Origin of the sequence: Streptomyces sp. NPDC050211 (genome assembly GCF_040656035.1) — a bacterium.
GTDB lineage: Bacteria > Actinomycetota > Actinomycetes > Streptomycetales > Streptomycetaceae > Streptomyces.
Genome location: NZ_JBFALC010000001.1, coordinates 296,736 through 315,725, shown reverse-complemented (window position 1 = coordinate 315,725; position 18,990 = coordinate 296,736). Strand labels below are relative to the sequence as shown.

At 70.0% G+C, this 18,990-nt stretch carries 19 protein-coding genes and 1 pseudogene; 7 read left to right on the top strand and 13 right to left on the bottom strand.

What is annotated here, in order from left to right:
- Nucleotides 1–24: 24 nt before the first annotated feature.
- The 13 genes from AB0I98_RS01395 to AB0I98_RS01335 form a co-directional block, all read right to left on the bottom strand.
- Nucleotides 25–846 (bottom strand): TIM barrel protein, encoded by an 822-nt coding sequence (locus tag AB0I98_RS01395; RefSeq protein WP_362933510.1) that lies wholly within the window; start codon nucleotides 844–846, stop codon nucleotides 25–27.
- Between the two features lie 160 nt (nucleotides 847–1,006).
- Complete coding sequence (locus AB0I98_RS01390) at nucleotides 1,007–1,738, bottom strand: hypothetical protein (RefSeq protein WP_362933507.1); 732 nt, start codon at nucleotides 1,736–1,738, stop codon at nucleotides 1,007–1,009.
- Between the two features lie 43 nt (nucleotides 1,739–1,781).
- The gene (locus AB0I98_RS01385; RefSeq protein ID WP_362933504.1) at nucleotides 1,782–2,348 is read right to left on the bottom strand and encodes a hypothetical protein; all 567 of its coding nucleotides are present in this window, start codon (nucleotides 2,346–2,348) and stop codon (nucleotides 1,782–1,784) included.
- Nucleotides 2,315–3,589: an MlaD family protein gene (locus AB0I98_RS01380; protein WP_362933501.1), complete on the bottom strand. Its 1,275-nt coding sequence runs from the start codon at nucleotides 3,587–3,589 to the stop codon at nucleotides 2,315–2,317. Before AB0I98_RS01380 ends, AB0I98_RS01385 begins: the two co-directional genes overlap by 34 nt.
- The gene (locus AB0I98_RS01375) at nucleotides 3,586–4,869 is read right to left on the bottom strand and encodes an MCE family protein (protein WP_362933498.1); all 1,284 of its coding nucleotides are present in this window, start codon (nucleotides 4,867–4,869) and stop codon (nucleotides 3,586–3,588) included. The genes AB0I98_RS01380 and AB0I98_RS01375 overlap by 4 nt, the downstream gene beginning before the upstream one ends.
- Nucleotides 4,866–5,987, bottom strand: coding sequence for an MCE family protein (locus tag AB0I98_RS01370; RefSeq protein ID WP_362933495.1), 1,122 nt, complete (start codon nucleotides 5,985–5,987; stop codon nucleotides 4,866–4,868). Before AB0I98_RS01370 ends, AB0I98_RS01375 begins: the two co-directional genes overlap by 4 nt.
- Entirely contained in the window at nucleotides 5,984–6,964 is a 981-nt protein-coding gene (locus AB0I98_RS01365) for an MCE family protein (protein WP_362933767.1), read from the bottom strand. Before AB0I98_RS01365 ends, AB0I98_RS01370 begins: the two co-directional genes overlap by 4 nt.
- Before the next feature lie 89 nt (nucleotides 6,965–7,053).
- Nucleotides 7,054–8,091 (bottom strand): MlaD family protein, encoded by a 1,038-nt coding sequence (locus AB0I98_RS01360; protein ID WP_362933492.1) that lies wholly within the window; start codon nucleotides 8,089–8,091, stop codon nucleotides 7,054–7,056.
- The gene (locus AB0I98_RS01355; RefSeq protein WP_362933489.1) at nucleotides 8,088–9,299 is read right to left on the bottom strand and encodes an MCE family protein; all 1,212 of its coding nucleotides are present in this window, start codon (nucleotides 9,297–9,299) and stop codon (nucleotides 8,088–8,090) included. The genes AB0I98_RS01360 and AB0I98_RS01355 overlap by 4 nt, the downstream gene beginning before the upstream one ends.
- A gap of 8 nt (nucleotides 9,300–9,307) precedes the next feature.
- The gene (locus AB0I98_RS01350; protein ID WP_210571729.1) at nucleotides 9,308–10,123 is read right to left on the bottom strand and encodes an ABC transporter permease; all 816 of its coding nucleotides are present in this window, start codon (nucleotides 10,121–10,123) and stop codon (nucleotides 9,308–9,310) included.
- A gap of 3 nt (nucleotides 10,124–10,126) precedes the next feature.
- Nucleotides 10,127–10,897 carry an ABC transporter permease gene (locus AB0I98_RS01345; RefSeq protein ID WP_362933486.1) on the bottom strand — a complete coding sequence of 257 codons (771 nt, stop codon included), beginning with the start codon at nucleotides 10,895–10,897 and terminating at the stop codon, nucleotides 10,127–10,129.
- Nucleotides 10,894–11,808, bottom strand: a complete 915-nt coding sequence (locus tag AB0I98_RS01340; protein ID WP_362933483.1) for an ABC transporter ATP-binding protein — start codon at nucleotides 11,806–11,808, stop codon at nucleotides 10,894–10,896. Before AB0I98_RS01340 ends, AB0I98_RS01345 begins: the two co-directional genes overlap by 4 nt.
- A 154-nt stretch (nucleotides 11,809–11,962) precedes the next feature.
- Nucleotides 11,963–13,003, bottom strand: a complete 1,041-nt coding sequence (locus tag AB0I98_RS01335; protein ID WP_362933480.1) for a sigma-70 family RNA polymerase sigma factor — start codon at nucleotides 13,001–13,003, stop codon at nucleotides 11,963–11,965.
- A 272-nt stretch (nucleotides 13,004–13,275) separates the two neighbouring features.
- Here AB0I98_RS01335 and AB0I98_RS01330 point away from each other — a divergent pair, with 272 nt between their 5' ends.
- The 7 genes and pseudogenes from AB0I98_RS01330 to AB0I98_RS01300 all read left to right on the top strand — a co-directional run bounded on the left by AB0I98_RS01330 (nucleotide 13,276) and on the right by AB0I98_RS01300 (nucleotide 18,932).
- Nucleotides 13,276–14,013 carry an AfsA-related hotdog domain-containing protein gene (locus AB0I98_RS01330; protein ID WP_362933477.1) on the top strand — a complete coding sequence of 246 codons (738 nt, stop codon included), beginning with the start codon at nucleotides 13,276–13,278 and terminating at the stop codon, nucleotides 14,011–14,013.
- Nucleotides 13,962–14,111, top strand: a pseudogene (locus AB0I98_RS01325) (gamma-butyrolactone biosynthesis protein); the annotation flags it as partial. The gene AB0I98_RS01330 and the pseudogene AB0I98_RS01325, both read left to right, overlap by 52 nt.
- Nucleotides 14,112–14,243, top strand: coding sequence for a hypothetical protein (locus AB0I98_RS01320; protein ID WP_362933785.1), 132 nt, complete (start codon nucleotides 14,112–14,114; stop codon nucleotides 14,241–14,243).
- A gap of 34 nt (nucleotides 14,244–14,277) precedes the next feature.
- Nucleotides 14,278–14,922, top strand: a complete 645-nt coding sequence (locus AB0I98_RS01315; RefSeq protein WP_362933474.1) for an HAD family phosphatase — start codon at nucleotides 14,278–14,280, stop codon at nucleotides 14,920–14,922.
- 183 nt (nucleotides 14,923–15,105) lie between these two features.
- Nucleotides 15,106–15,756: a (2Fe-2S)-binding protein gene (locus AB0I98_RS01310; RefSeq protein ID WP_362933471.1), complete on the top strand. Its 651-nt coding sequence runs from the start codon at nucleotides 15,106–15,108 to the stop codon at nucleotides 15,754–15,756.
- Nucleotides 15,757–15,768: 12 nt separating this feature from the next.
- Nucleotides 15,769–16,749, top strand: coding sequence for a xanthine dehydrogenase family protein subunit M (locus AB0I98_RS01305; RefSeq protein WP_362933468.1), 981 nt, complete (start codon nucleotides 15,769–15,771; stop codon nucleotides 16,747–16,749).
- The gene (locus tag AB0I98_RS01300; RefSeq protein ID WP_362933465.1) at nucleotides 16,746–18,932 is read left to right on the top strand and encodes a xanthine dehydrogenase family protein molybdopterin-binding subunit; all 2,187 of its coding nucleotides are present in this window, start codon (nucleotides 16,746–16,748) and stop codon (nucleotides 18,930–18,932) included. The genes AB0I98_RS01305 and AB0I98_RS01300 overlap by 4 nt, the downstream gene beginning before the upstream one ends.
- Nucleotides 18,933–18,990 lie beyond the last annotated feature (58 nt).

Genomic DNA, 18,990 nt, shown 5'->3' with positions numbered 1-18,990 from the left:
ATGGGGTGCCTTTCGGTGCGGGGGTCAGCGGGGCAGCCAGTCGAAGGCCTCGGCGCTCGGGCGGTCGCCCGGCTTGTACTCGAGGCCGACCCAGCCGTCGTAGCCCGCCTTCTTCAGCTGGTCGAGGAGGTCTTCCAGGGGCAGCGAGCCCGTGCCCGGAGCGCCGCGGCCCGGGTTGTCGGCGATCTGCACGTGGCCGGTCTTCGCCGCGTACTGCTCGATCACCTGCGGCAAGTCCTCGCCGTTCATGGACAGGTGGTAGAGGTCCATGAGGAAGCGCGCGTTGCCGAGCCCCGTCGCCGAGTTGACCTTGTCGACGATGCCGACGGCGGCGGGGGCCGACACCAGCGGGTACCGCGGTGACTCGGGCTGGTTCAGGGCCTCGATCAGCAGGATCGCGCCGATTCGGTCGGCCGCCCGCGCCGCGAGGACGAGGTTCTCCAGCGCCAGCGCGTCCTGCTCGGCCGGGTCCACGCCGTCGACGCGGTTGCCGTACAGGGCGTTGAGCGCCTTGCAGCCCAGGGACTGCGCGAAGTCCGCCGCCACATCGATGTTGGCGCGGAACCTCTCCGACTCCTCACCCGGGATCGACAGGGCGCCGCGGTCCGGGCCCGGGAGCTGTCCGGCGTAGAAGTTCAGGCCCGTGAGCTGGACGCCCGCGTCCTCGATCGCCTTCTTGAGGGCGTCGAGCTCGGACTGCTCGGGGGTGGGGGAGTCGACCCAGGGCCACCACAGCTCGACCGCGGTGAAGCCGGCCGCGGCGGCGGCCGCGGGGCGCTCCAGGAGCGGGAGTTCCGTGAAGAGGATCGACAGGTTGACGTTGAAGCGCTGCTCTGCGAATCCCATGGGGGCCGGCGCTCCCTTCCGTTGCGATCGATATTCCGTATTGCGGAAGTTCGTTTCTGCTTAATGGAAGACTGCCTGTGGCCTGCGGCGGCTGTCAAGAGCGACCGGCAAAAAAGAGCGCCCCCGCGCGAGGGACGCGGGGGCGCTCGGGAGGGGCAGTTCAGAGTGCGTTGACGGCGCTCACCTTCCAGCCGTCGGACGTACGGGTCATCGTCATTCGCACCCGGTTCAGATCCACCCGGGAGCCGGTGACCTGGGTGCTCTCGGTCACCTGGTTGACGAAGAGCAGGACCACGGCCCGGTCCGGCGAGGCCGACACGACGGAGGCCGTGGCCACCGTCGCCTTCACCACCCCGTCGTACTTCTTCGCCGTCGGCCCGACCACGGTCCGCGTGGTCTTCCGGTACTCGTCGCGGAACGTCCCGGTCAGCCGGTCGCCCGCCGCGGCGAAGTCCCGGTCCAGACGCCGGTGGTCGTACGACAGCACGACCGGCGCCGCCTTCCGGGCGGCCTCAAGGGCCTGCACGCGCGCCTGCTCGGCCTGCTCGCCCTCCCGGTACCGCTGTCCGAGTACGGCGACGGCGACCAGGACCGCCAGCAGCAGCACGGCCACGAGCACGGTGAGCAGTCCTCTCCGGGAACGCCGCGCACCGGAGCCGGAGTCGTCCTCCGCGAAGTCCTTCGGCGTCGGCTCCGGCGGGTCGTCCCAGCCGTCCGGGGGCTCGATGACCACGGTGCGCCCGGCGAGCGACGGCGCCTCGGCCACCGCGGTCGCCGGGCCGGCGTCGTGGTGGCCGCGTTCCGCGCGCCTGGCCGCGGCGCGGGCCGCCGCCGTCATCGTGTGCCGGGTCGGGGAACCGGCGCCGCGGCCTCGGGTGGTGGGTTTCGCCACGGTCTCACTCCTCACTGGGTGATACGGCGGTGGTCGGCGCTGTTCAGCCCACGAACTCGACGTCGGAGGTCAGCCAGCGGCCGTCCTCGTGGACGAGGTCGAGCTGCAGCCGGTATGTGCGTGCCTCTCCCTTGGGCACGGCGGTGTTGGTCACCTTGCTGTCGGCGACCACGAGCACACGGGCCGAGCGCTCGTCGGAGCGGACGATGCCCGCGTCGAGGACCTGGCCCTCGGACACGGACTTGTTCCGCGCGACAAGTTCGGTCAACTCCTCGGTCTGCGCGGCGAACTCCTTCTTGAAGTCGCCGGTCGCGCTCTTGAGCACATTGCCGCTGTCCCGGTCGTAGCGCCGGTAGTCGAGGGAGGTGAAGTTGAGCGCCGACTGCCGGGCCGCCGCCAGGATGTCCTGCCGGCGCTGTTCCGCCTGGCGCTGGTCGTAGAGCAGGCTGCTCAGCCAGAGCGCCGCCGCGGTGGTCAGGACGGTCGCCACGACGAGCCCCACGGACAGGGCTCTGGAGCGTCCGGCTCGTCCGGCTCGGGTGATCAGGCTCCGGGTCGCATGGAACACGAGCCCGTTCATGCCATCGGTCCGACGAGCAGCCATTGCCACGACTCCTTTCCGAAGACGGTCTGCTGGCCGCCCGTCGAGCCGATCTCGACGGGCGTTCCGTCCGGGCCGGTGAGAGTGCCGGTCTCCGGGTCGTACGGCGTGACGTACGCCGCCTGGTTGGCCCCGCCGCGCGAGGACGCGCCGGGGGCGTTCTGCGCGCCGCGCACCGAGGTGTCGCTGCCGCGTGGGGCCGTGCAGCGGGCGTCGGTGTTCGCCTCGCGAGTGCTGGTGTCCGCCGGGTCGCGCCGGGCGGTGCCGTAGCCCTGGATGCAGGGCGGCGGGTCGTCGGCGTTCACCACCAGGCCGAAGTGGGTGGTGCCGTCGCCGGGGACGACGGTGTGGCTGCCCGCGACCACCACCGGGAAGGTGACCAGGGCCTGCTCCACGCCGGGCAGCCGCGCGAGCGTGACCTGCCCGCCGCTGATCAGGTTGGCCAGCAGCACGGACAGCCGCGGCTCGACCGACTTCAGCAGCGAGTTGAGTTCGACGGCCGCCGGTGTCGCGTTGCCGATGAGCTTGCGCAGGTCCCCGTCGCTCGACTTCAACTGTGCGGTGAGCAGGGCGAGATCGCGTGAGAACGCCTTGATGGACGAGCCCTGGTCGGCCTGCGTCTTGAGCACCTTTCGGGAGTCCTCGATCAGCGAGATCGTCTCGGGCAGCGACTCGGACGCCGACTCGACGAGCGCGTTGCCCGAGTCGACCAGCCTGCTCAGATGCGGGCCGGTGCCGGAGAAGGCCTTGCCCAACTCGTCGACGGTGACGCGCAGATCGTCCTTGCCGACCGAGTTGACCAGCCGGTCGAGGCTGAGGACGAGATCCGTGGTGGGCAGCGGCACGCGCGTGTGGTCGCGGGGGATCGTGCTGTCTTGAAGCAGATACGGCCCACCGGCCGTGCGTGGCTGGAGGTCGACGTACTGCTCGCCCACCGCCGAACGGTTCGCCACCACGGCAAGCGTGTCCGCCGGGATGCGCGGCGCCCCGTCCTCGATGTCGAGCGAGACCGAGACCCCGCTCGCGCCGGTCAGCTTCAACGCGCCGACCCGGCCCACCGGCACCCCGCGGTAGGTGACCTCGGCGCCCTTGAAGATGCCTCCGGAATCAGGGAAGTCGGCCCGCACGGTGTAGCCGCGGCCGAGGAGGCTGTCGACGAGGCCCGTGTACTCGGCGCCGACGTAGGACACGCCGACGGCGGTGACCGTGGCGAAGGCGAGCAACTGGGCCTTGACCGTACGTGTGATCACGGCTGTATCCCCTTCAGCATCAGCTCCGCGAGGGCGAGGTCGATCCCCGGCGGCAGACCCCGGGCGGTGCCGGTGCCGTACGCGCCGGTGCCGTACGCGGCGGTGCACACCGGTGGGCAGAGCGGGCCGCCGTCGGACGGCGCGGAGGGGGCCGTCGGTGCGTCGGGCAGGCCGGGTGCGGGCGTCGGCACGCTCGGCAGGCCGGGTAGATCGGGTACGTCGGGGAGTTCCGGGGCATCCGGCAGGTCCGGTGCGTCGGGGGTGCCGCCCTCGTCACCCGGCTTCTCCGTCAGGTTGCCGTAGATGCTCGCCAGATCGAGGTCGGCGGTGATGGCGAGGTTCACGTAGTCGCCCTTGATGGCGTCGACCGCGTTGCGAGGGAAGGGGTAAGTGGTCAGCAGCTCAAGGGAGTTGGGCAGATCGTCGCCCGCCTTGTTGAGCTGCTCCAGGATCGGCCGCAGCTGTTTGAGGTTGGCGACCGTGTCGTCCCGGGAGGCCTTGACCACCCTGGTGCCCGTCGTGCCCAGCTTCGACAGGGCGGTGAGCATCTTGGTCAGGTCGCGCCGCTGGTCGGCGAGCACCTTGAGGGCGGGTGGCATGGTGTCGACGGCCTTGGCGATCGTCCTCTTCTCCTTCCCGAGCCGCCCCGCGAGCCGGTCGACGGCCTCGAGCGCGCGGATGATGTCCTCGCGCTGGTCGTCCAGGCCGCCCAGGAACGTGTTCAGCTCCTTGAGCAGGGACTTGACCCGGTTCTCGCGCCCCGCCAGGGCCTTGTTCAGCTCCACGGTGATCGTCTTGAGCTGGGCCACCCCACCGCCGTTGAGGAGCGCTGAGAGCGCGGACAGCACCTCCTCGATCTCCGGGTTGCGGCCGCTGCGGCTCAGCGGGACGCGGTCGCCGTCGCGGAGCCGGCCCACGGGATCGGAGCCGGGCGGGGCGGACAGCGCCACGTACTTCTCGCCGAGCATGCTGGTCTGCCTCAGCTCGGCGACCGCGTTGGCGGGCAGCTTCACCGAGTCGGCGACCCGCAGCCGTACTCGCGCGTGCCAGCCGTCCAGCTCGACCTTCTCCACCGCGCCCACGGTCACGTTGTTGACCTTCACGGCGGACTGCGGCACCAGATCGAGGACATCGCGGAACTCGACGGTGACGCGGTACGCGCGGCCGTCCGAGGCCGCGCCTCCCGGCAGCTCGACGTCGTACCAGCCATTGAACTCGCAGCCGGACAGCAGCAGCGAACCGACCGCCGCCCAGGCGAGCGCACCTGCCTTGCGCCTCATGCGCGGCCCCCCAGGATTCCGCCGAGGGTCCGGTCGACCGTGCCCGTACTCGGCACGGTGGGCGCCTTCGGCACCTCGGGCAGGGAGCCGAAGAGCTTTTTGAGCTCCGCACAGTCCGGGTTCGCGCCGCCCTCGTCACCGGTGGTCCGCAGAATGGAGCACAGCAGCGCGGCCGGATCCTGTGATGTCTGCGCGTTGTTGCGGGTGTCGAGCGTGCCGGAGGAGGCGTTGTAGGCGTTCTGGAGATTCGACAGACCGGTGGGGGCGACCTCCAACAGTTCCTCCAGCGCGGCCCGTTGGTCGACGAGCACCTTGGTCACCTTGCTGAGGCCCTTCACGTTCGAGGTGAGCGACTTCTTGTTGGCCTTCACGAACGCGGACACGTCGCCGAGCGCGGTGCCCAGGTTCCGCAGTGCCGCCGCGAGATCCTTGCGCTCCCCGGCCAGCTGCTCCGCCACCTCGGCGAGGCTGGTGTTGAACGACCGCACGCTCTTGTCGTCGGCCGCCAGCGCCGCCGTGAACACCTGGAGGTTCCGCACGGTGCCGAACAGGTCCCCGCGGCCGTCGGACAGCGTGGTGACCGCCTCCGAGAGGTCCTTCACGGTCTGGTGGATGTTCCCGCCCTGGCCCTCCAGGTTGTCCGCGCTCACCCCGAGCAGCCGGGACAGGGAGCCGTCCTTGTTGGCGCCCTCGGGGCCGAGCGCCTCGGCGGTGGTGTGCAAGCTGTCGAAGATCCGGTCCAGCTCGACCGGTACGGCCGTGCGCGATTCGGGGATGACGGCGCCGTCCCGCAACGCCGGACCCTCCCGGTACACCGGCAGCAGCTGCACATAACGGTCGCTGACCACCGAGGAGTTGATGATCGCGGCCTGGGCGTCGTCCGGCACCTTGTGCCCCGCGTCGTACTCCAGCTCCACCCGCACCCGGCCGCCCTCCGGCGTGATCGTCTTCACCCCGCCGATGCGGACGCCGAGCACGCGAACGTCCGAGCCGGGGTAGATGCCGACGGTGCGCGGGAAGTACGCGGTGACGCGCACCTTCCCGGGGCGCGGCCACAGCACGAAGGCGGCCGTGGCGACGAGGGTCAGGGCGAGGAGCAGTGCCAGGCGCCGCTTCATCGTGAGCCTCCCGTGCTCGGCACCACCGGGGCGGCGACCAGGTTCTGGACGTAGGAGTCGAACCAGCGGCCGTTGCCGAGGGTGTTGGAGAAGACGCGGACGTAGGGCGCGAGCAGCCGGACGCTGCGGTCCAGGCTCGACTGGTTGCGTTCGAGCATCTCGACCACCTGGTTCAGGCCCTTGAGCGCGGGGCCGATCTCTTTGGCGTTGTCCTCGACCAGGCCGGAGAGTTCGACGCCGAGCGCGGCGGAGGTCTTCAGCAGCTTGTGGATGGCCTGGCGCCGCTTGCTGATCTCCTTGAACAGCGCGTCGCCGTCCTTGACCAGGGCCGTGAAGTCCTCGGTGCGCTGGGCCAGTACGCCCGTGACGCCGTTGGCATGGTCGAGGAGTTCGCCGAGCGCCTTGTCGCGCGAGGCGACCGTCCGGGAGATCTTCGACAGGCCCTTGATGGACGCCCGTACCTCGGCGGGCGAGTCCTGGAAGGTGGTGGAGATGGTGTCCAGGGCCGTCGCCAGCCGGTCGGTGTCCACCTCTTCAGTGGTGGTCGTCAGATCGCTGAAGGCCTGTACGACGTCGTACGCGGGGACGGTCCGCGTCAGCGGGATCTCGGTGCCGGGCTTCAACTGCCCCCGGCCCTTGGGGTGCAGGGCCAGATACTTGGCGCCGAGGATCGTCTTGACTCGGATCGAGGCCCCGGTCGCGGTGCCGAACCCCGGGTCACCCTTGATCTTGAAGGTGACCTTGACGTGGTCGCCGTCCAGATCGACCTCCTCGACCTTGCCGGCCTTGACCCCGGCGATCCGCACTTCGTCGCCGGGCTTGAGGCCGCCCGCCTCCGCGAAGGCCGCGCTGTACGTCTCGCCGTCGCCGATCACCGGAAGGCTGTCCGCGTTGAACGCGGCCACGGCCAGCAGCGCGAGGGTGGTCAGGCCTACGGCGCCGATCACCACGGGGTTCTGCTCGCGGAAGGGAGGCAGGTGCGGAAGCCGGACGCGCGGCAGCCTCGGCGGCTCGACGCGCACCTTGAACAGCGGCTGGGGCTTGCGCTTCCTTCGGACCCGGATGCTCATCCCGCGCACCTCGCCCTCGCCACGTGCATCTCGGGAGTGAGCACCTGCTTCGTCTTCGGCAGCACGATCCGGCCGTCGAAGTCGCAGAGGTAGAAGTTGAACCACGAGCCGTAGGACGCCGTCCCCGTCAGCTCGTTGAGCTTGTTCGGCAGCCGCTTCAGCACGCCCTCCACGGTCTTCTCGTTGTCATTGAGCGTCCCGGTGAGATCGGTCAGCTCGGCGATGTCGTCCTTGAGGGGCGGACGCGCGTCCTGCAAGAGCCCCGATGTCGCCTCCGTCAGGTCGCCGATGCTCACCAGCGACTCACCGATCGGCTTGCGGTCGGCGGACAGCCCCGAGATCACCCGGCGCAGCTGCTTGAGCAGCCCGGAGAAACGGGCGCCGCGCTGGTCGAGCGTCCCCAGCAGGGTGTTGAGGTTGTCGATCACCGAGCCGATCAGCTTGTCCCGGCCGGCGAGCGTCGTGGTGAGCGAAGCCGTGTGCGCGAGCAGGCTGTTGACCGTGCCGCCCTCGCCCTGGAGGGTCTTGATGATCTCGGTCGCGAGCTGGTTGACGTCCTTGGGGCTGAGCGCGGCGAACAGCGGCTTGAAGCCGTTCAGCAGCGCGTTTAGATCCAGCGCGGGCTGCGTCCGCGACAGCGGGATCGTTGCGCCGGGCCGCAGCCGGGTGCCGTCGCCCACGCCCTCGGTCAGGGCGACGTACCGCTGCCCGACGAGGTTCCGGTAGCGGACGACCGCACCTGTGCTCGTGAGCAGCGGGCGCTCCTCGGTGACCGTGAAGGTGACCTCGGCGCGGGTCCGGTCCTTGATCCGGATGCCCTCGACCTCGCCGACCCGCACCCCGGCCACGCGGATGTCGTCGCCCTCCTCCAGGCCGGTGACGTCGCTGAACACGGCGCGGTAGGTGTCTGTGGGGGTGAAGGAGATGTTGACGATGGTGGCGGCGAGCAGGGCCGTCGCCAGGATCGTCACCAGGGCGAAGAGACTGAACTTGATCAGCGGTCCGGCGGTCCGGCGTGCTTTCGTCGTGCTCATGCGACGCTCACCGCCGTCCCGCGGGCCATCGGCCCGAACAGCAGCGTCGCGACCGGCGGCACCTCGTCGGCGGGCACGCCCAGGACGGGGGCCACGAGGGAGCCGACGGCGCGCTGTTCGGCGCGGGTGCCGGACACCTCGGATGTGCCGTCATTGAGCTTGGTGTGCGGCGCGGGCACGCTCGGGTGCGGCAGGCCCCGGCAGTTCGGGCCGGACCGCTCGCCGTAGGAGGGCTCCTCGCCGGGTTCGTACGCCGGTCGCTGCCGTACGACTTCCAGGGTGATCCGCATCCTCCCGCCACGGAACGCCTCCTCCGAGGCCTCCTCCTGCCGGACCAGTCCGTCGAGCAGGCACGGGTACTGAGGCGAGTAGCGGGCGAAGAGATCGAGCGTCGGGCGGGACACCCGGCCCAGGGTGATCAGCCGGTCACCGGTCCGGTCGAGGAAGCCGTCCGCCGTGCCGGCGGCGGTCGTGGTCGAGATGAGCGCGGCGGCGAGCTGATCCTTCTTCTCCACCAGCGTGCGGCTGGTGATCACCGTGTTGCGCAGGATCCGCATCAGGTCGGGCGCCGCGTCGCCGTACACCTCGGCGACGTCCGCGAACCGCGCGATGTCCTCCTTCAGGGACGGCAGATGCGGGTTGAGCTTGCGCAAGTAGGCCTCCACGCGCGTGAGGTTGGCGCCGATCCGGTCGCCGCGCCCTTCGAGGGCCGTGGCGAACGCGGACAGCGTGGCGTTGAGCTCGCCGGGTCGGACGGTCCGCAGCAGCGGCAGCAGATCATTCAGCAGTTGCTGGAGTTCGATGCCGACGCGGGTGCGGTCCTGGGTGATCACGTCGCCGGCGCGGATCGATCGCGCGGACGAGCCGGCGGGGACGACCAGATCGACGTACTTCTCGCCGAACAGCGTCTTGGGCAGCAGCCGCGCGTGCACATCGGCCGGGATGTGCGAGACGTGCTCCGGCTTGAGCGCGATGTCGAGCGTCGCCTTCGTCCCGTCGGCCCGCACCGCGCGCACCTCGCCTACCAGCAGCCCGCGCAGCTTGACGTCGGCCCGCCGGTCCAGCTGGTTGCCCAGGCTGTCGGCCTCCAGCGTGATCCGCACCACCGGCGTGAACGCCTGCCGGTAGACGGCGACGGACAGCGACAGCAGCAGGGCGAGTACGGCGATGAAGACGACGCCGTACAACCGCAGCCTCAGTACCCTCATACGGCGGTTCACCCTGCAATCCGTACGGTCGTGTTGGCGCCCCAGATCGCCAACGACAGGAAGAAGTCAAGGACGTTGATCGCCACGATCGACGTCCGCACGGCCCGCCCCACCGCGACGCCGACGCCCGCCGGACCGCCGCTCGCGTAGTAGCCGTAGAAGCAGTGCACCAGGATGATCACGACGGCGAAGACCAGCACCTTGCCGAAGGACCACAGCACGTCGACCGGGGGCAGATACTGCTGGAAGTAGTGGTCGTAGGTGCCCGCCGACTGCCCGTAGTAGCCGGTCGTGATGGTGCGGGCGGCGAAGTACGAGGACAGCAGCCCGACCACGTACAGCGGGATCACGGCGACGAATCCGGCGATCATCCGCGTGGTCACCAGGAACGGCAGCGAGGGCACGCCCATGACCTCCAGGGCGTCGGTCTCCTCGCTGATCCGCATCGCGCCGAGCTGCGCGGTGAACCCGGCGCCGACCGTCGCGGACAGCGCGAGCCCGGCCACCAGCGGGGCGATCTCCCGGGTGTTGAAGTACGCCGACAGGAACGCCACGAAGTTGGACGTGCCGAGCTGGTTGAGCGCGGCGTACCCCTGCAGGCCCACCTCCGTGCCGGTGAAGAACGACAGGAAGGCGATCACGCCGACCGTGCCGCCCACGACGGCGAGCGCGCCCCGGCCGAAGCTGACCTCGGCGAGCAGCCGCAGGATCTCCTTCTTGTAGCGGCGCAGGGTGCGGCCGGTCCAGGCCAGCGAGCGGCCGTAGAAGGTGAGTTGAGCGCCCAGGTCCTCGAGGGACTTCAGGGGGCGGTCGAGAAGTCTCATCGCTCAGCCCCTCTGCGGGACGACCTGGAAGTACACCGCGGTCATCACGAAGTTCGTCACGAACAGCAACATGAAGGTGATCACCACCGACTGGTTCACCGCGTCACCCACACCCTTCGGGCCGCCCTTCGCGGTGAGTCCCTTGTACGAGGCGACGATCGCGGCGATCGCGCCGAACACGAGCGCCTTGAATTCGGCCGCCCACAGGTCGGAGAGCTGGGCGAGCGTGGTGAACGAGGCCAGATACGCGCCCGGAGTGCCGTCCTGGAGGACGACGTTGAAGAAGTAGCCGCCCGCCACGCCGACCACCGACACCAGGCCGTTGAGCAGCACCGCCACCACCATCGAGGCCAGCACGCGCGGCACGACCAGCCGGTGGATCGGGTCGATGCCCAGCACCTGCATCGCGTCGATCTCCTCGCGGATCTTCCGCGCTCCGAGGTCCGCGCAGATCGCCGTACCGCCGGCGCCCGCGATGAGCAGGGCGGTCACGATCGGCGAGGCCTCGCGCAGCACCGCCAGGACGGAGGCCGCGCCCGAGAAGGACTGGGCGCCCAACTGCCGGGTGAGGCTGCCGATCTGGAGGGCGATGACCGCGCCGAAGGGGATGGAGACGAGGGCGGTCGGCAGGATCGTGACGCTGGCGATGAACCAGGCCTGCTGGATGAACTCTCTTAGTTGAAATGGCCGTTTGGGGACGGTCCGTACGACGTCCAGGGCCATCGCGAAGAGACTGCCGGAGTGACGCAGGGCGCCGACGGGATTGAGGCTCATGCGTGCGCCACCTCCTCCTCCCGGCGCGCGATGGCCTGCCAGCGGGGCGGGCGGGGGATGCCGGGGCTGGGCAGCAGCCGGGGCGTGAGGTGCTCGGTCTCGATGTGCTCGCCGATCTGGGCCAGTTCCTGCTCGACCTGGGCGGCGTCCTTCTCCTCCGCCATGCCGATCGGCCCCTGCATCCGGCCGTTGAGGAACTGCCGTACGACCGGTTCGTTGCTGGTCAGCAGGCGGTCACGGGGCCCGAACATCACCAGCTCGCGGCGGAACAGCAGTCCGATGTTGTCCGGGACCTGGCGGGCCGAGGCGATGTCGTGCGTGACGATGAGGAAGGTCGCGTCGATCTGGGCGTTGAGGTCGACGATCAGCTGGTTGAGATACGCGACGCGCACGGGGTCGAGTCCCGAGTCCGGCTCGTCGAAGAGGATGATCTCCGGGTCGAGGACGAGCGCCCGGGCCAGTCCCGCCCGTTTACGCATACCGCCGGAGATCTCGCCGGGCAGCTTCTCCTCGGCGCCGATCAGACCGACCATGTCCATCTTCTCGAGCACGATCCGCCGGACCTCGCTCTCCGGCTTGCGGGTGTGCTCGCGCAACGGGAAGGCGATGTTGTCGTACAGGTTCATCGACCCGAACAGCGCGCCGTCCTGGAACAGCACGCCGAAGAGCTTCCGCACCTCGTACAGGTCGTGCTCACGCAGCTTGGTGATGTCCCTGCCCTGGACCGTGATCGACCCGCGCTCCGGCTTGAGCAGTCCGACGAGCGTCTTGAGGAACACCGACTTGCCCGTACCCGAGGGGCCGAGCATGACCGAGACCTCCCCGGCGGGCAGCGTCAGCGAGACGTCCTGCCAGATGACCTGGTGACCGAAGGACTTGGTCAGCCCTTCCACACAGATCTCGACACCCATCCGGTTCACCCTTCAGCCGTGGAGCAGCTCCGACATCTGCTCTACGGGGAGGGGCGGGGCGTCCGTCGCGGCGGATGCGGATTTTTTTCGGACGGGGGTGAGTGGGGGTCGGGAGGGGTGGGGGCGAATTCTTTGGAGCGGGGGTGCGTGGCGGCTACGGCAGCGCGTCGACCGGTGTGGTGGGAGCGGAGGGCGCGGTGGGTGCGGTCGGAGCCTCGGGGGCGGCGGGGAGGGTGGGGGCGCTCGGCACGGCTTGGGGCAGGTCGCGCGCGTCCGGGACGTCCGAGACGGTCGGGAGTTCCGGGACCTCGGGCACGTCAGGCACCTCGGGAGCGGACAGGTCAGGTGCCGCGGAGATCTTCGGCAGGGGCGGCACGGACAGCGGCAGCAGCGACCGGTCGCCCGGGGTCCGCCTCACGTCCGGGGCGGCGGTGGTCGAGGCGTCCGGGGCCTCGCGCCCGCCCGGAGCCGTCGCCGCCTGTTTCTCGTCGTCCGGCTGTTGCCACGCCTCCGGCTCCGGGGAGACGGCGACCCGTGGCGCCGCCCCCTGTCCGTCCCAGTCGTCGGTGTACGGCAGCACAAAGCCGGCCACGGCCAGCGTCGCCGCCGTCGAGGCCGCCGCCAAGGCCTGGGCATGGCTCGCCCGCGGCCTACCCCGGCCGCAGAGGAACAGCGCGAGGCCGAGCGTGCCGGCGAGCGAGTTGCGCAGCGTCCGGCGGGCGCGGGCCAGCAGCGACTCGACCGTCCGATAGCTCAGGCCCATCCGCACGGCGACCTGGCTCACGTCCAGGTCCTCCGACTTCAGCCGGATCGCCTCCGCCTGGCGCGCGGGCAGCTCCCCGCTGCGCACGGCCAGCCACCTGGCCTCGGCCCGGTCGCACACCGCCTCATCGACCGGCACCGGTCCGGGAGCGATCAGCGTCGGGCTACTGCGCACCTCGGCCTCCCGGCTGACCTGCCGGTAACGGTCGACGCACAGCCGTATCGTCACCGTGGTCAGCCAGGCGGCGAGCCGCTCGTCGTCCAGGTCGGGGCGCTCCGCCGCGCGCAGCATCGCCTCGTGCACGGCGTCCTCGGCGTCCTCCAGGGACATCGACCTGCGGCGGGCCACCTTGAGCAAGTGCTCCCGGTGCGTCCACATGCGCTCCCACCGGTCGTGGGCCGCCTGTATCTCCGCCGGCATGTCCATCGCCATGAGGGCTCCTTCGCGCTCACCCGCCGGCCACGTGCGTCCGGCGGGGCGCGACATTACCGTCCGGTAGCGGCGGTTGTGGAGGGGGTGGCGGCGAACGAGTTCGCATCGTTGCGTGACGGCCGGGCTGTCGAATCCCGCGCCGCTCCATGGCCGCCGGCAGATATAAACATGCTTGCTGCAACAACCTCTGGATAGCCATGGGTCAAGTGGTGAAGCCTGGTGCGTGTTCCGAACCCGGTTTTTCGAACCCAAGCTTGAAGGAGGAAACAGGCTTGTCCAGGTCGGCTTCCAATGGCCTTTTATATTCGGCTACGGTTTCCCGGCATCTGGTTCACCGTGCTGCCGTCTGTGAGGTATTCCTGACAGATACGAAGCGTGAAACCGATGCGAAATTCCTCGTCGCGGCGCAAATTCCCCGAGTGCACAGCTACTGCAACGATCACCTCGCGACACCTGCGGCCTACGACCCTCTGCTGCTCGAGGTGTTTCGCCAGACGTCGATCCTGGTGGCCCACGAGCACCTGGGTGCACCGCCCGACAACAAGTTCACCTTCAACGACGGCGACCTGGCCGTGCTGGACCACGGGGCGCTGCTCATCGGAGACAGACCCGGTCACGCTCTCCTCGGCGTCGAGATCGAGGCGGAGAAACGCCGCCGCGGCGAACTGGTCGGAGTGACGCTGCGGATGAGGCTGGCCCTGGACGGTCGTGACGCTGCTTCCATGGCCATGACCATCCAGTGGATGCCGCCCCAGGCTTGGCAGGACCTCCGCGAACGCGGCCGTTCCGGCCTCGGCCCCGAACCCACGCGCGCGAACCCCGGTACCGGACGGTTGCATCCCGCGTCGGTGGGACGGCACTCGCCGTACAACGTCGTCCTGTCGGACTCGGCGGTCATCGGCCGCGAACTGGTGGCCAAGGTGCTGGTGGACCATTCGAGGCCTACCGGCAGACGGCACTGCACACGGCACACGAGCTGCTCGGCCTCTCCCCGCACCGGCTCACCCTGACCCGCTGCGTCGCTGCCTTCACCCGCTTCGGCGAGTTCGAACTGCCGACCACCTGCCGGGCCGAACTGGTCGATGAAGAGGAAACCGACCGGCCGGGCGTGACCTTCCGTCTCCGGACCACACAGGACGAGGCAGTGATCTCCACAGCCGAGGTTGGCTTGCTGTGCGCCACCCCCATCGGTCGCCGGCTCGTTCCCGAGACCGTCCCGCTGGCCCTCCAGGCCGACTGAGCATCCCCCGCCTTCGACCCCAGGGAGCATGCCCATGATCTGGTTCGACTGCGGCGGCGTTCTCTCACCGCCTCTGGATGAGCTGTACGACGCCTACCACCAGAAGACGGGGATCACACCGGACCAACTCAAGACCGCCATGAAGGACGTCGCGGCGGAGATGAACATGCCTACGCTCGCCCCCGTCGAACTCGCCGTCATCACGGAGGCGACGTGGGGCCGCGCCCTGGCCCGCGCCTTGGCCGGCAGGCATCCCGGCATCGATCTGTCCCGCGCACGGCTGGAGACCTTCGGCGAGCAGTGGTTCGACGGCGTCATGGCCAACCCCGTCATGGTCTGCGCGCTGCGCTACGCCCGGGACAACGGCTTCCGCGTCGGGATCCTGTCGAACAATGTCGTGGAGTGGGAGCCCTACTGGCAGCCCATCGTTGCGCCCGCCGGGGAGGTGGACTGCCTCATCGACTCCTGCAAAGTGGGCGTCCGCAAGCCGGACCCGAGGATCTTCGACCTGGCCGCGAAGACGGCCGGCACCGAAGCCGGCGACTGCGTCCTCATCGACGACCTCGCCGAGAACTGCGAGGCCGCCCGGGCCCAGGGCTGGCAGGCCGTGCACTTCCGGGACAACGCCCAGGCACTCCACGACCTGAGCCGGATCACCGGCCTGCCCAGCATCGTCTGACGTGTTGGCCTCCCCGGGTGCATCGGGTGTCTCGATGCTTGGGGCAACAACCTCTGGATGACTGTGAGTCAAGTGGTGTCCGATACCTGGAACAGCCCGTCTGAGCAACCGGCGCACCCTCGCGATCGACGCGACCACCGGTACGCCCTTCACCACCCGTACCCACACCGAGGGAGCGTGGACATGTCCACCGAACGTCCCGACCCAGCAGCGACTTCCCCCATCGACCCCCTTGTGTCCCCCTCCGTGCCGTCCCGGCGTACCTTTATCGCCGCGAGCACGGCCGTCGGGGGAGCGGTCGTGGCCGGTGGCCTGGTCGCCGGGGCGCCACCGCTCGGCGCCGTGGCGGCGGTGGCTGCCGAGGCGGCGCCCGGCAGCCGCGTCTCCTTGACGGTCAACGGCGTCCGGCACACCGTCGCGATCGACAACCGCACCTCGCTTCTCGACCTGCTGCGCGAGCACCTGGACCTGACCGGTTCCAAGAAGGGCTGCAACGCCGGTGCCTGCGGCGCCTGCACCGTCCTGGTCGACGGACAGCGGGTCAACTCCTGCCTGACGCTGGCGGTGCGGCTGGACGGCGCCGAGGTCACCACCATCGAGGGCCTGGCCAAGGGCGACCGGCTGCACCCCCTGCAGCAGGCGTTCATCGACCAGGACGCCTTCCAGTGCGGCTACTGCACGTCGGGCCAGATCGTGTCGGGCGTCGGGTGCGTCCAGGAGGGTCACACCGGCTCCCCGGAGGAGATCCGGGAGTGGATGAGCGGCAATCTCTGCCGGTGCGGCTGCTACGTGAAGATCGGGCGCGCGGTCGAGCAGGCCGCCGGCCGGAAGTGAGGACCGATTCCCATGTACCCCTTCACCTACTCCAAGGCCGCGGACACGCGAGAGGCCCTCAATGCCGGTCGGCGCGGCGGGCGTTACATCGCGGGCGGCACCACGCTCGTCGACCTGATGCGGGAGACCGTCGAACGCCCGGGCTCGCTGGTCGACATCAGCGCCCTGCCCCTGCGCGAGGTCACCGTCACCAGGAGCGGGGGCCTGCGCATGGGCGCCCTGGTCCGCATGGCCGAGGCCGCCGCCCATTCCAAGGTGCGCTCCCTGTACCCCGTCATCTCCCAGACGCTGGAGCTGAGCGCCTCGGCTCAGCTGCGGAACATGGCCACCATCGGCGGCAACATCATGCAGCGCACCCGGTGCACGTACTTCCGGGACGTGACCGCCGCCTGCAACAAGCGCGAGCCGGGCTCCGGGTGTGCGGCGCGGGACGGCTACAACCGCAGCCACGCGATCCTCGGCACCTCCGACAGCTGCGTGGCCACGCACCCCTCCGATCTCGCGGTCGCCCTCGCCGCACTGGAGGCCACCCTCCACCTGCTGGGCCCGGACGGCGAACGCACCGTGCCCTTCGCTGAGTTCCTGCTCCAGCCGGGCAGCACCCCGAACCGCGAACAGGCCCTCGAACCAGGTGAGTTGATCACCGCTGTGGAGATCCCGGCCCATCCGCGCCCACTGAGGTCCGGCTACCTGAAGGTGCGCGACCGTCAGTCCTACGAGTTCGCGCTCACCTCGGCCGCGGTCGCCCTGCACATCGGCGGCGGCGTGATCCGCGAGGCAAAGGTCGCCGCCGGCGGTGTGGGCACCGTGCCCTGGAAGCTGCCCGCCGTCGAGCAAGCCCTCATCGGCGAACGCCCCTCGGACCGGCTGTGGGCCGAGGCCGCCGGGCACGCGGCCGACGGGGCCCGCCCCCTCACGCACAACGGCTTCAAGGCCGAGCTGCTCAAACGCACCGTCGAACGCCAGCTGCGCACCGTAGGAGGCACCACATGAGCCAGCCACAGGCAGCGGTCGGTGCGGCGGTGCCCCGGGTCGACGCACGGCTGAGGGTGACCGGGAGAGCGAAGTACGCCGCCGACAACAGCCCCGACGGGGTCGTGCACGCGGTCATCGTCGACAGCAGCGTCGGCCGTGGCCGTGTCACCGGCATCGACACCCGTGCCGCCGAAGGCCAGACCGGCGTCCTGAAGGTGATCAGCCACCTCAACGCACCCAAACTGCCGCCCGTCGAAGGGGGATTCCCGCCGGGTGAGCCGCTGCGCCCGTTCCAGGACGACCGGGTCCGCTTCTTCGGACAGCCCGTCGCGGTCGTGCTGGCGACCACGCTGGAGGTCGCGCAGCACGCCGCGAGCCTGGTGGAGGTCGCCTACGACGCCGAGCCTGTCTCGACCGACATCAGCGTGGCCGACCCCGCCGACGAACCGGAGACATACGCACGCGGCGACGCCGACGGAGCCTTGAACTCGGCCCCGGTCCAGCTGGACTTGACGTACCGGATGGCCCGCAACCACCACAACCCGATAGAGCCGGCCGGCATCGTCGCCCACTGGGACGGTGACCGGCTGACCGTCTGGGAGAAGACCCAGGACGTGCAGGGCACCGTGTCCACCCTGTCCGGCGAGTTCGGCATTCCGCCGGACCACGTCCGCGTCATCTCGCCGTTTGTCGGCGGTGGCTTCGGCAGCGCCGCCCGCGCCTGGGTGCACTCCGTCATCGCGGCCCTGGCCGCCCGCGAAGTGAAACGCCCGGTGAAACTCGTGCTCACCCGCAGGCAGTTGTACTTCGGCGTGGGATACCGGCCCGCGTACGAGTACGAACTGCGGCTGGGCGCCAACCGGCAGGGCCGCCTGACCGCGTCGGCGCACGACATCCGCACCGAGAGCTCCCGCTACGAAAGGCACAGCGAAGGCGTTCTGCAACCCGGCCGGATGCTCTACAGCACGCCCAACGTCCGCCAGGCCTATCGTCACGTCCCGCTGGACGTGAGCACGCCGTGGTTCATGCGCGGTCCCGGCTACTCCACCGCCTCCTACGCCATCGAGTCGGCGATGGACGAGCTCGCCCACGAACTGAGCCTGGACCCGCTGAAGCTGCGGCTGCGCAACGAACCGGCCGATGACGAGTCCAGCGGGCGGCCGTTCTCCACCCGCCGCCTGCGCGAGTGCTACCGCGCGGGCGCCCGCGAGTTCGGCTGGCACCGGCGCAACCCCAAGCCCCGCTCGACGCGTGACGGTGACTGGCTCATCGGTATGGGCATGGCTGCCGGTGTCTACGACACCGAGCGCAGCGAGGCCCAGGCCTCGGTCAGGCTCGACGCCGACGGCACCGCCCTGGTGCAGTCCTCGACCAGCGACATGGGCCCCGGCACGGCCACGTCCATGACCCAGGTCGCTTCCGACGCCCTCGGCCTGACCATGCGTCAGGTGACCTTCCGGCTCGGCGACTCCCTCATGCCCCCGGCCCCCGGCCACCACGGCTCGCGGACCATGGCCAGTGTCGGATCCGCCGTGCAGGACGGCTGCGACAAGCTGCGCAAGCAGGCGATCACGCTCGCGGTCAAGGACGAGGACTCACCGCTGTACGGAGCGGACGCCGCAGACATCGTCGTACGAGGCGGTCGGCTGTATGTGAAGGACGAGCCCACACGCGGGGAGACGTACCAGCGCCTCCTGGCCCGCAACAACCGCAGTCACCTCGAAGCGATGGGCTCGTACGCCGGCGCGTCGGAATCGGAGAAGTTCTCCTTCTACGCCTACGCCGCGACGTTCGCCGAAGTGGCCGTCGACGCCCGCCTCGGCCTGGTACGGGTCCGACGCATGGTCGGCGTGTACGACGCCGCCCGGATCATCAACCCGAGACTCGCCGACAGCCAGGCCATCGGGGCCATGACCGGCGGTATCGGTCAGGCTCTGCTCGAGCACACGGTCACCGACCACCGCGACGGCAGGATCGTCAACGCCAACCTCGCCGACTACCTCGTGCCGACCCACGCCGACATGCCCGAAATGAAAGCGATCTACATCGAGGGGGAGGACTACGAGGCCGACCCGATCGGCGTCAAGGGACTCGGTGAGATCGTCATTGTCGGAGTGGCGCCCGCCATCGCCAACGCGGTCTTCAACGCCACCGGCCGCCGGATCCGGGAACTGCCCATCACTCCCGAAGCCCTGCTCTGAACACCATGGCCGCCGCCGTGCCCTTTCGCCCAGGGCGCGGCGGCGGTCCCCTCAACTC

Coding starts and splice junctions, on each gene's coding strand:
- AB0I98_RS01395 (WP_362933510.1), bottom strand. CDS start 846: ATGGGATTCGCAGAGCAGCGCTTCAACGTCAACCTGTCGATCCTCTTC.
- AB0I98_RS01375 (WP_362933498.1), bottom strand. CDS start 4,869: ATGAGGCGCAAGGCAGGTGCGCTCGCCTGGGCGGCGGTCGGTTCGCTG.
- AB0I98_RS01370 (WP_362933495.1), bottom strand. CDS start 5,987: ATGAAGCGGCGCCTGGCACTGCTCCTCGCCCTGACCCTCGTCGCCACG.
- AB0I98_RS01360 (WP_362933492.1), bottom strand. CDS start 8,091: ATGAGCACGACGAAAGCACGCCGGACCGCCGGACCGCTGATCAAGTTC.
- AB0I98_RS01355 (WP_362933489.1), bottom strand. CDS start 9,299: ATGAGGGTACTGAGGCTGCGGTTGTACGGCGTCGTCTTCATCGCCGTA.
- AB0I98_RS01350 (WP_210571729.1), bottom strand. CDS start 10,123: ATGAGACTTCTCGACCGCCCCCTGAAGTCCCTCGAGGACCTGGGCGCT.
- AB0I98_RS01345 (WP_362933486.1), bottom strand. CDS start 10,897: ATGAGCCTCAATCCCGTCGGCGCCCTGCGTCACTCCGGCAGTCTCTTC.
- AB0I98_RS01340 (WP_362933483.1), bottom strand. CDS start 11,808: ATGGGTGTCGAGATCTGTGTGGAAGGGCTGACCAAGTCCTTCGGTCAC.
- AB0I98_RS01335 (WP_362933480.1), bottom strand. CDS start 13,003: ATGGCGATGGACATGCCGGCGGAGATACAGGCGGCCCACGACCGGTGG.
- AB0I98_RS01315 (WP_362933474.1), top strand. CDS start 14,278: ATGATCTGGTTCGACTGCGGCGGCGTTCTCTCACCGCCTCTGGATGAG.
- AB0I98_RS01310 (WP_362933471.1), top strand. CDS start 15,106: ATGTCCACCGAACGTCCCGACCCAGCAGCGACTTCCCCCATCGACCCC.
- AB0I98_RS01305 (WP_362933468.1), top strand. CDS start 15,769: ATGTACCCCTTCACCTACTCCAAGGCCGCGGACACGCGAGAGGCCCTC.
- AB0I98_RS01300 (WP_362933465.1), top strand. CDS start 16,746: ATGAGCCAGCCACAGGCAGCGGTCGGTGCGGCGGTGCCCCGGGTCGAC.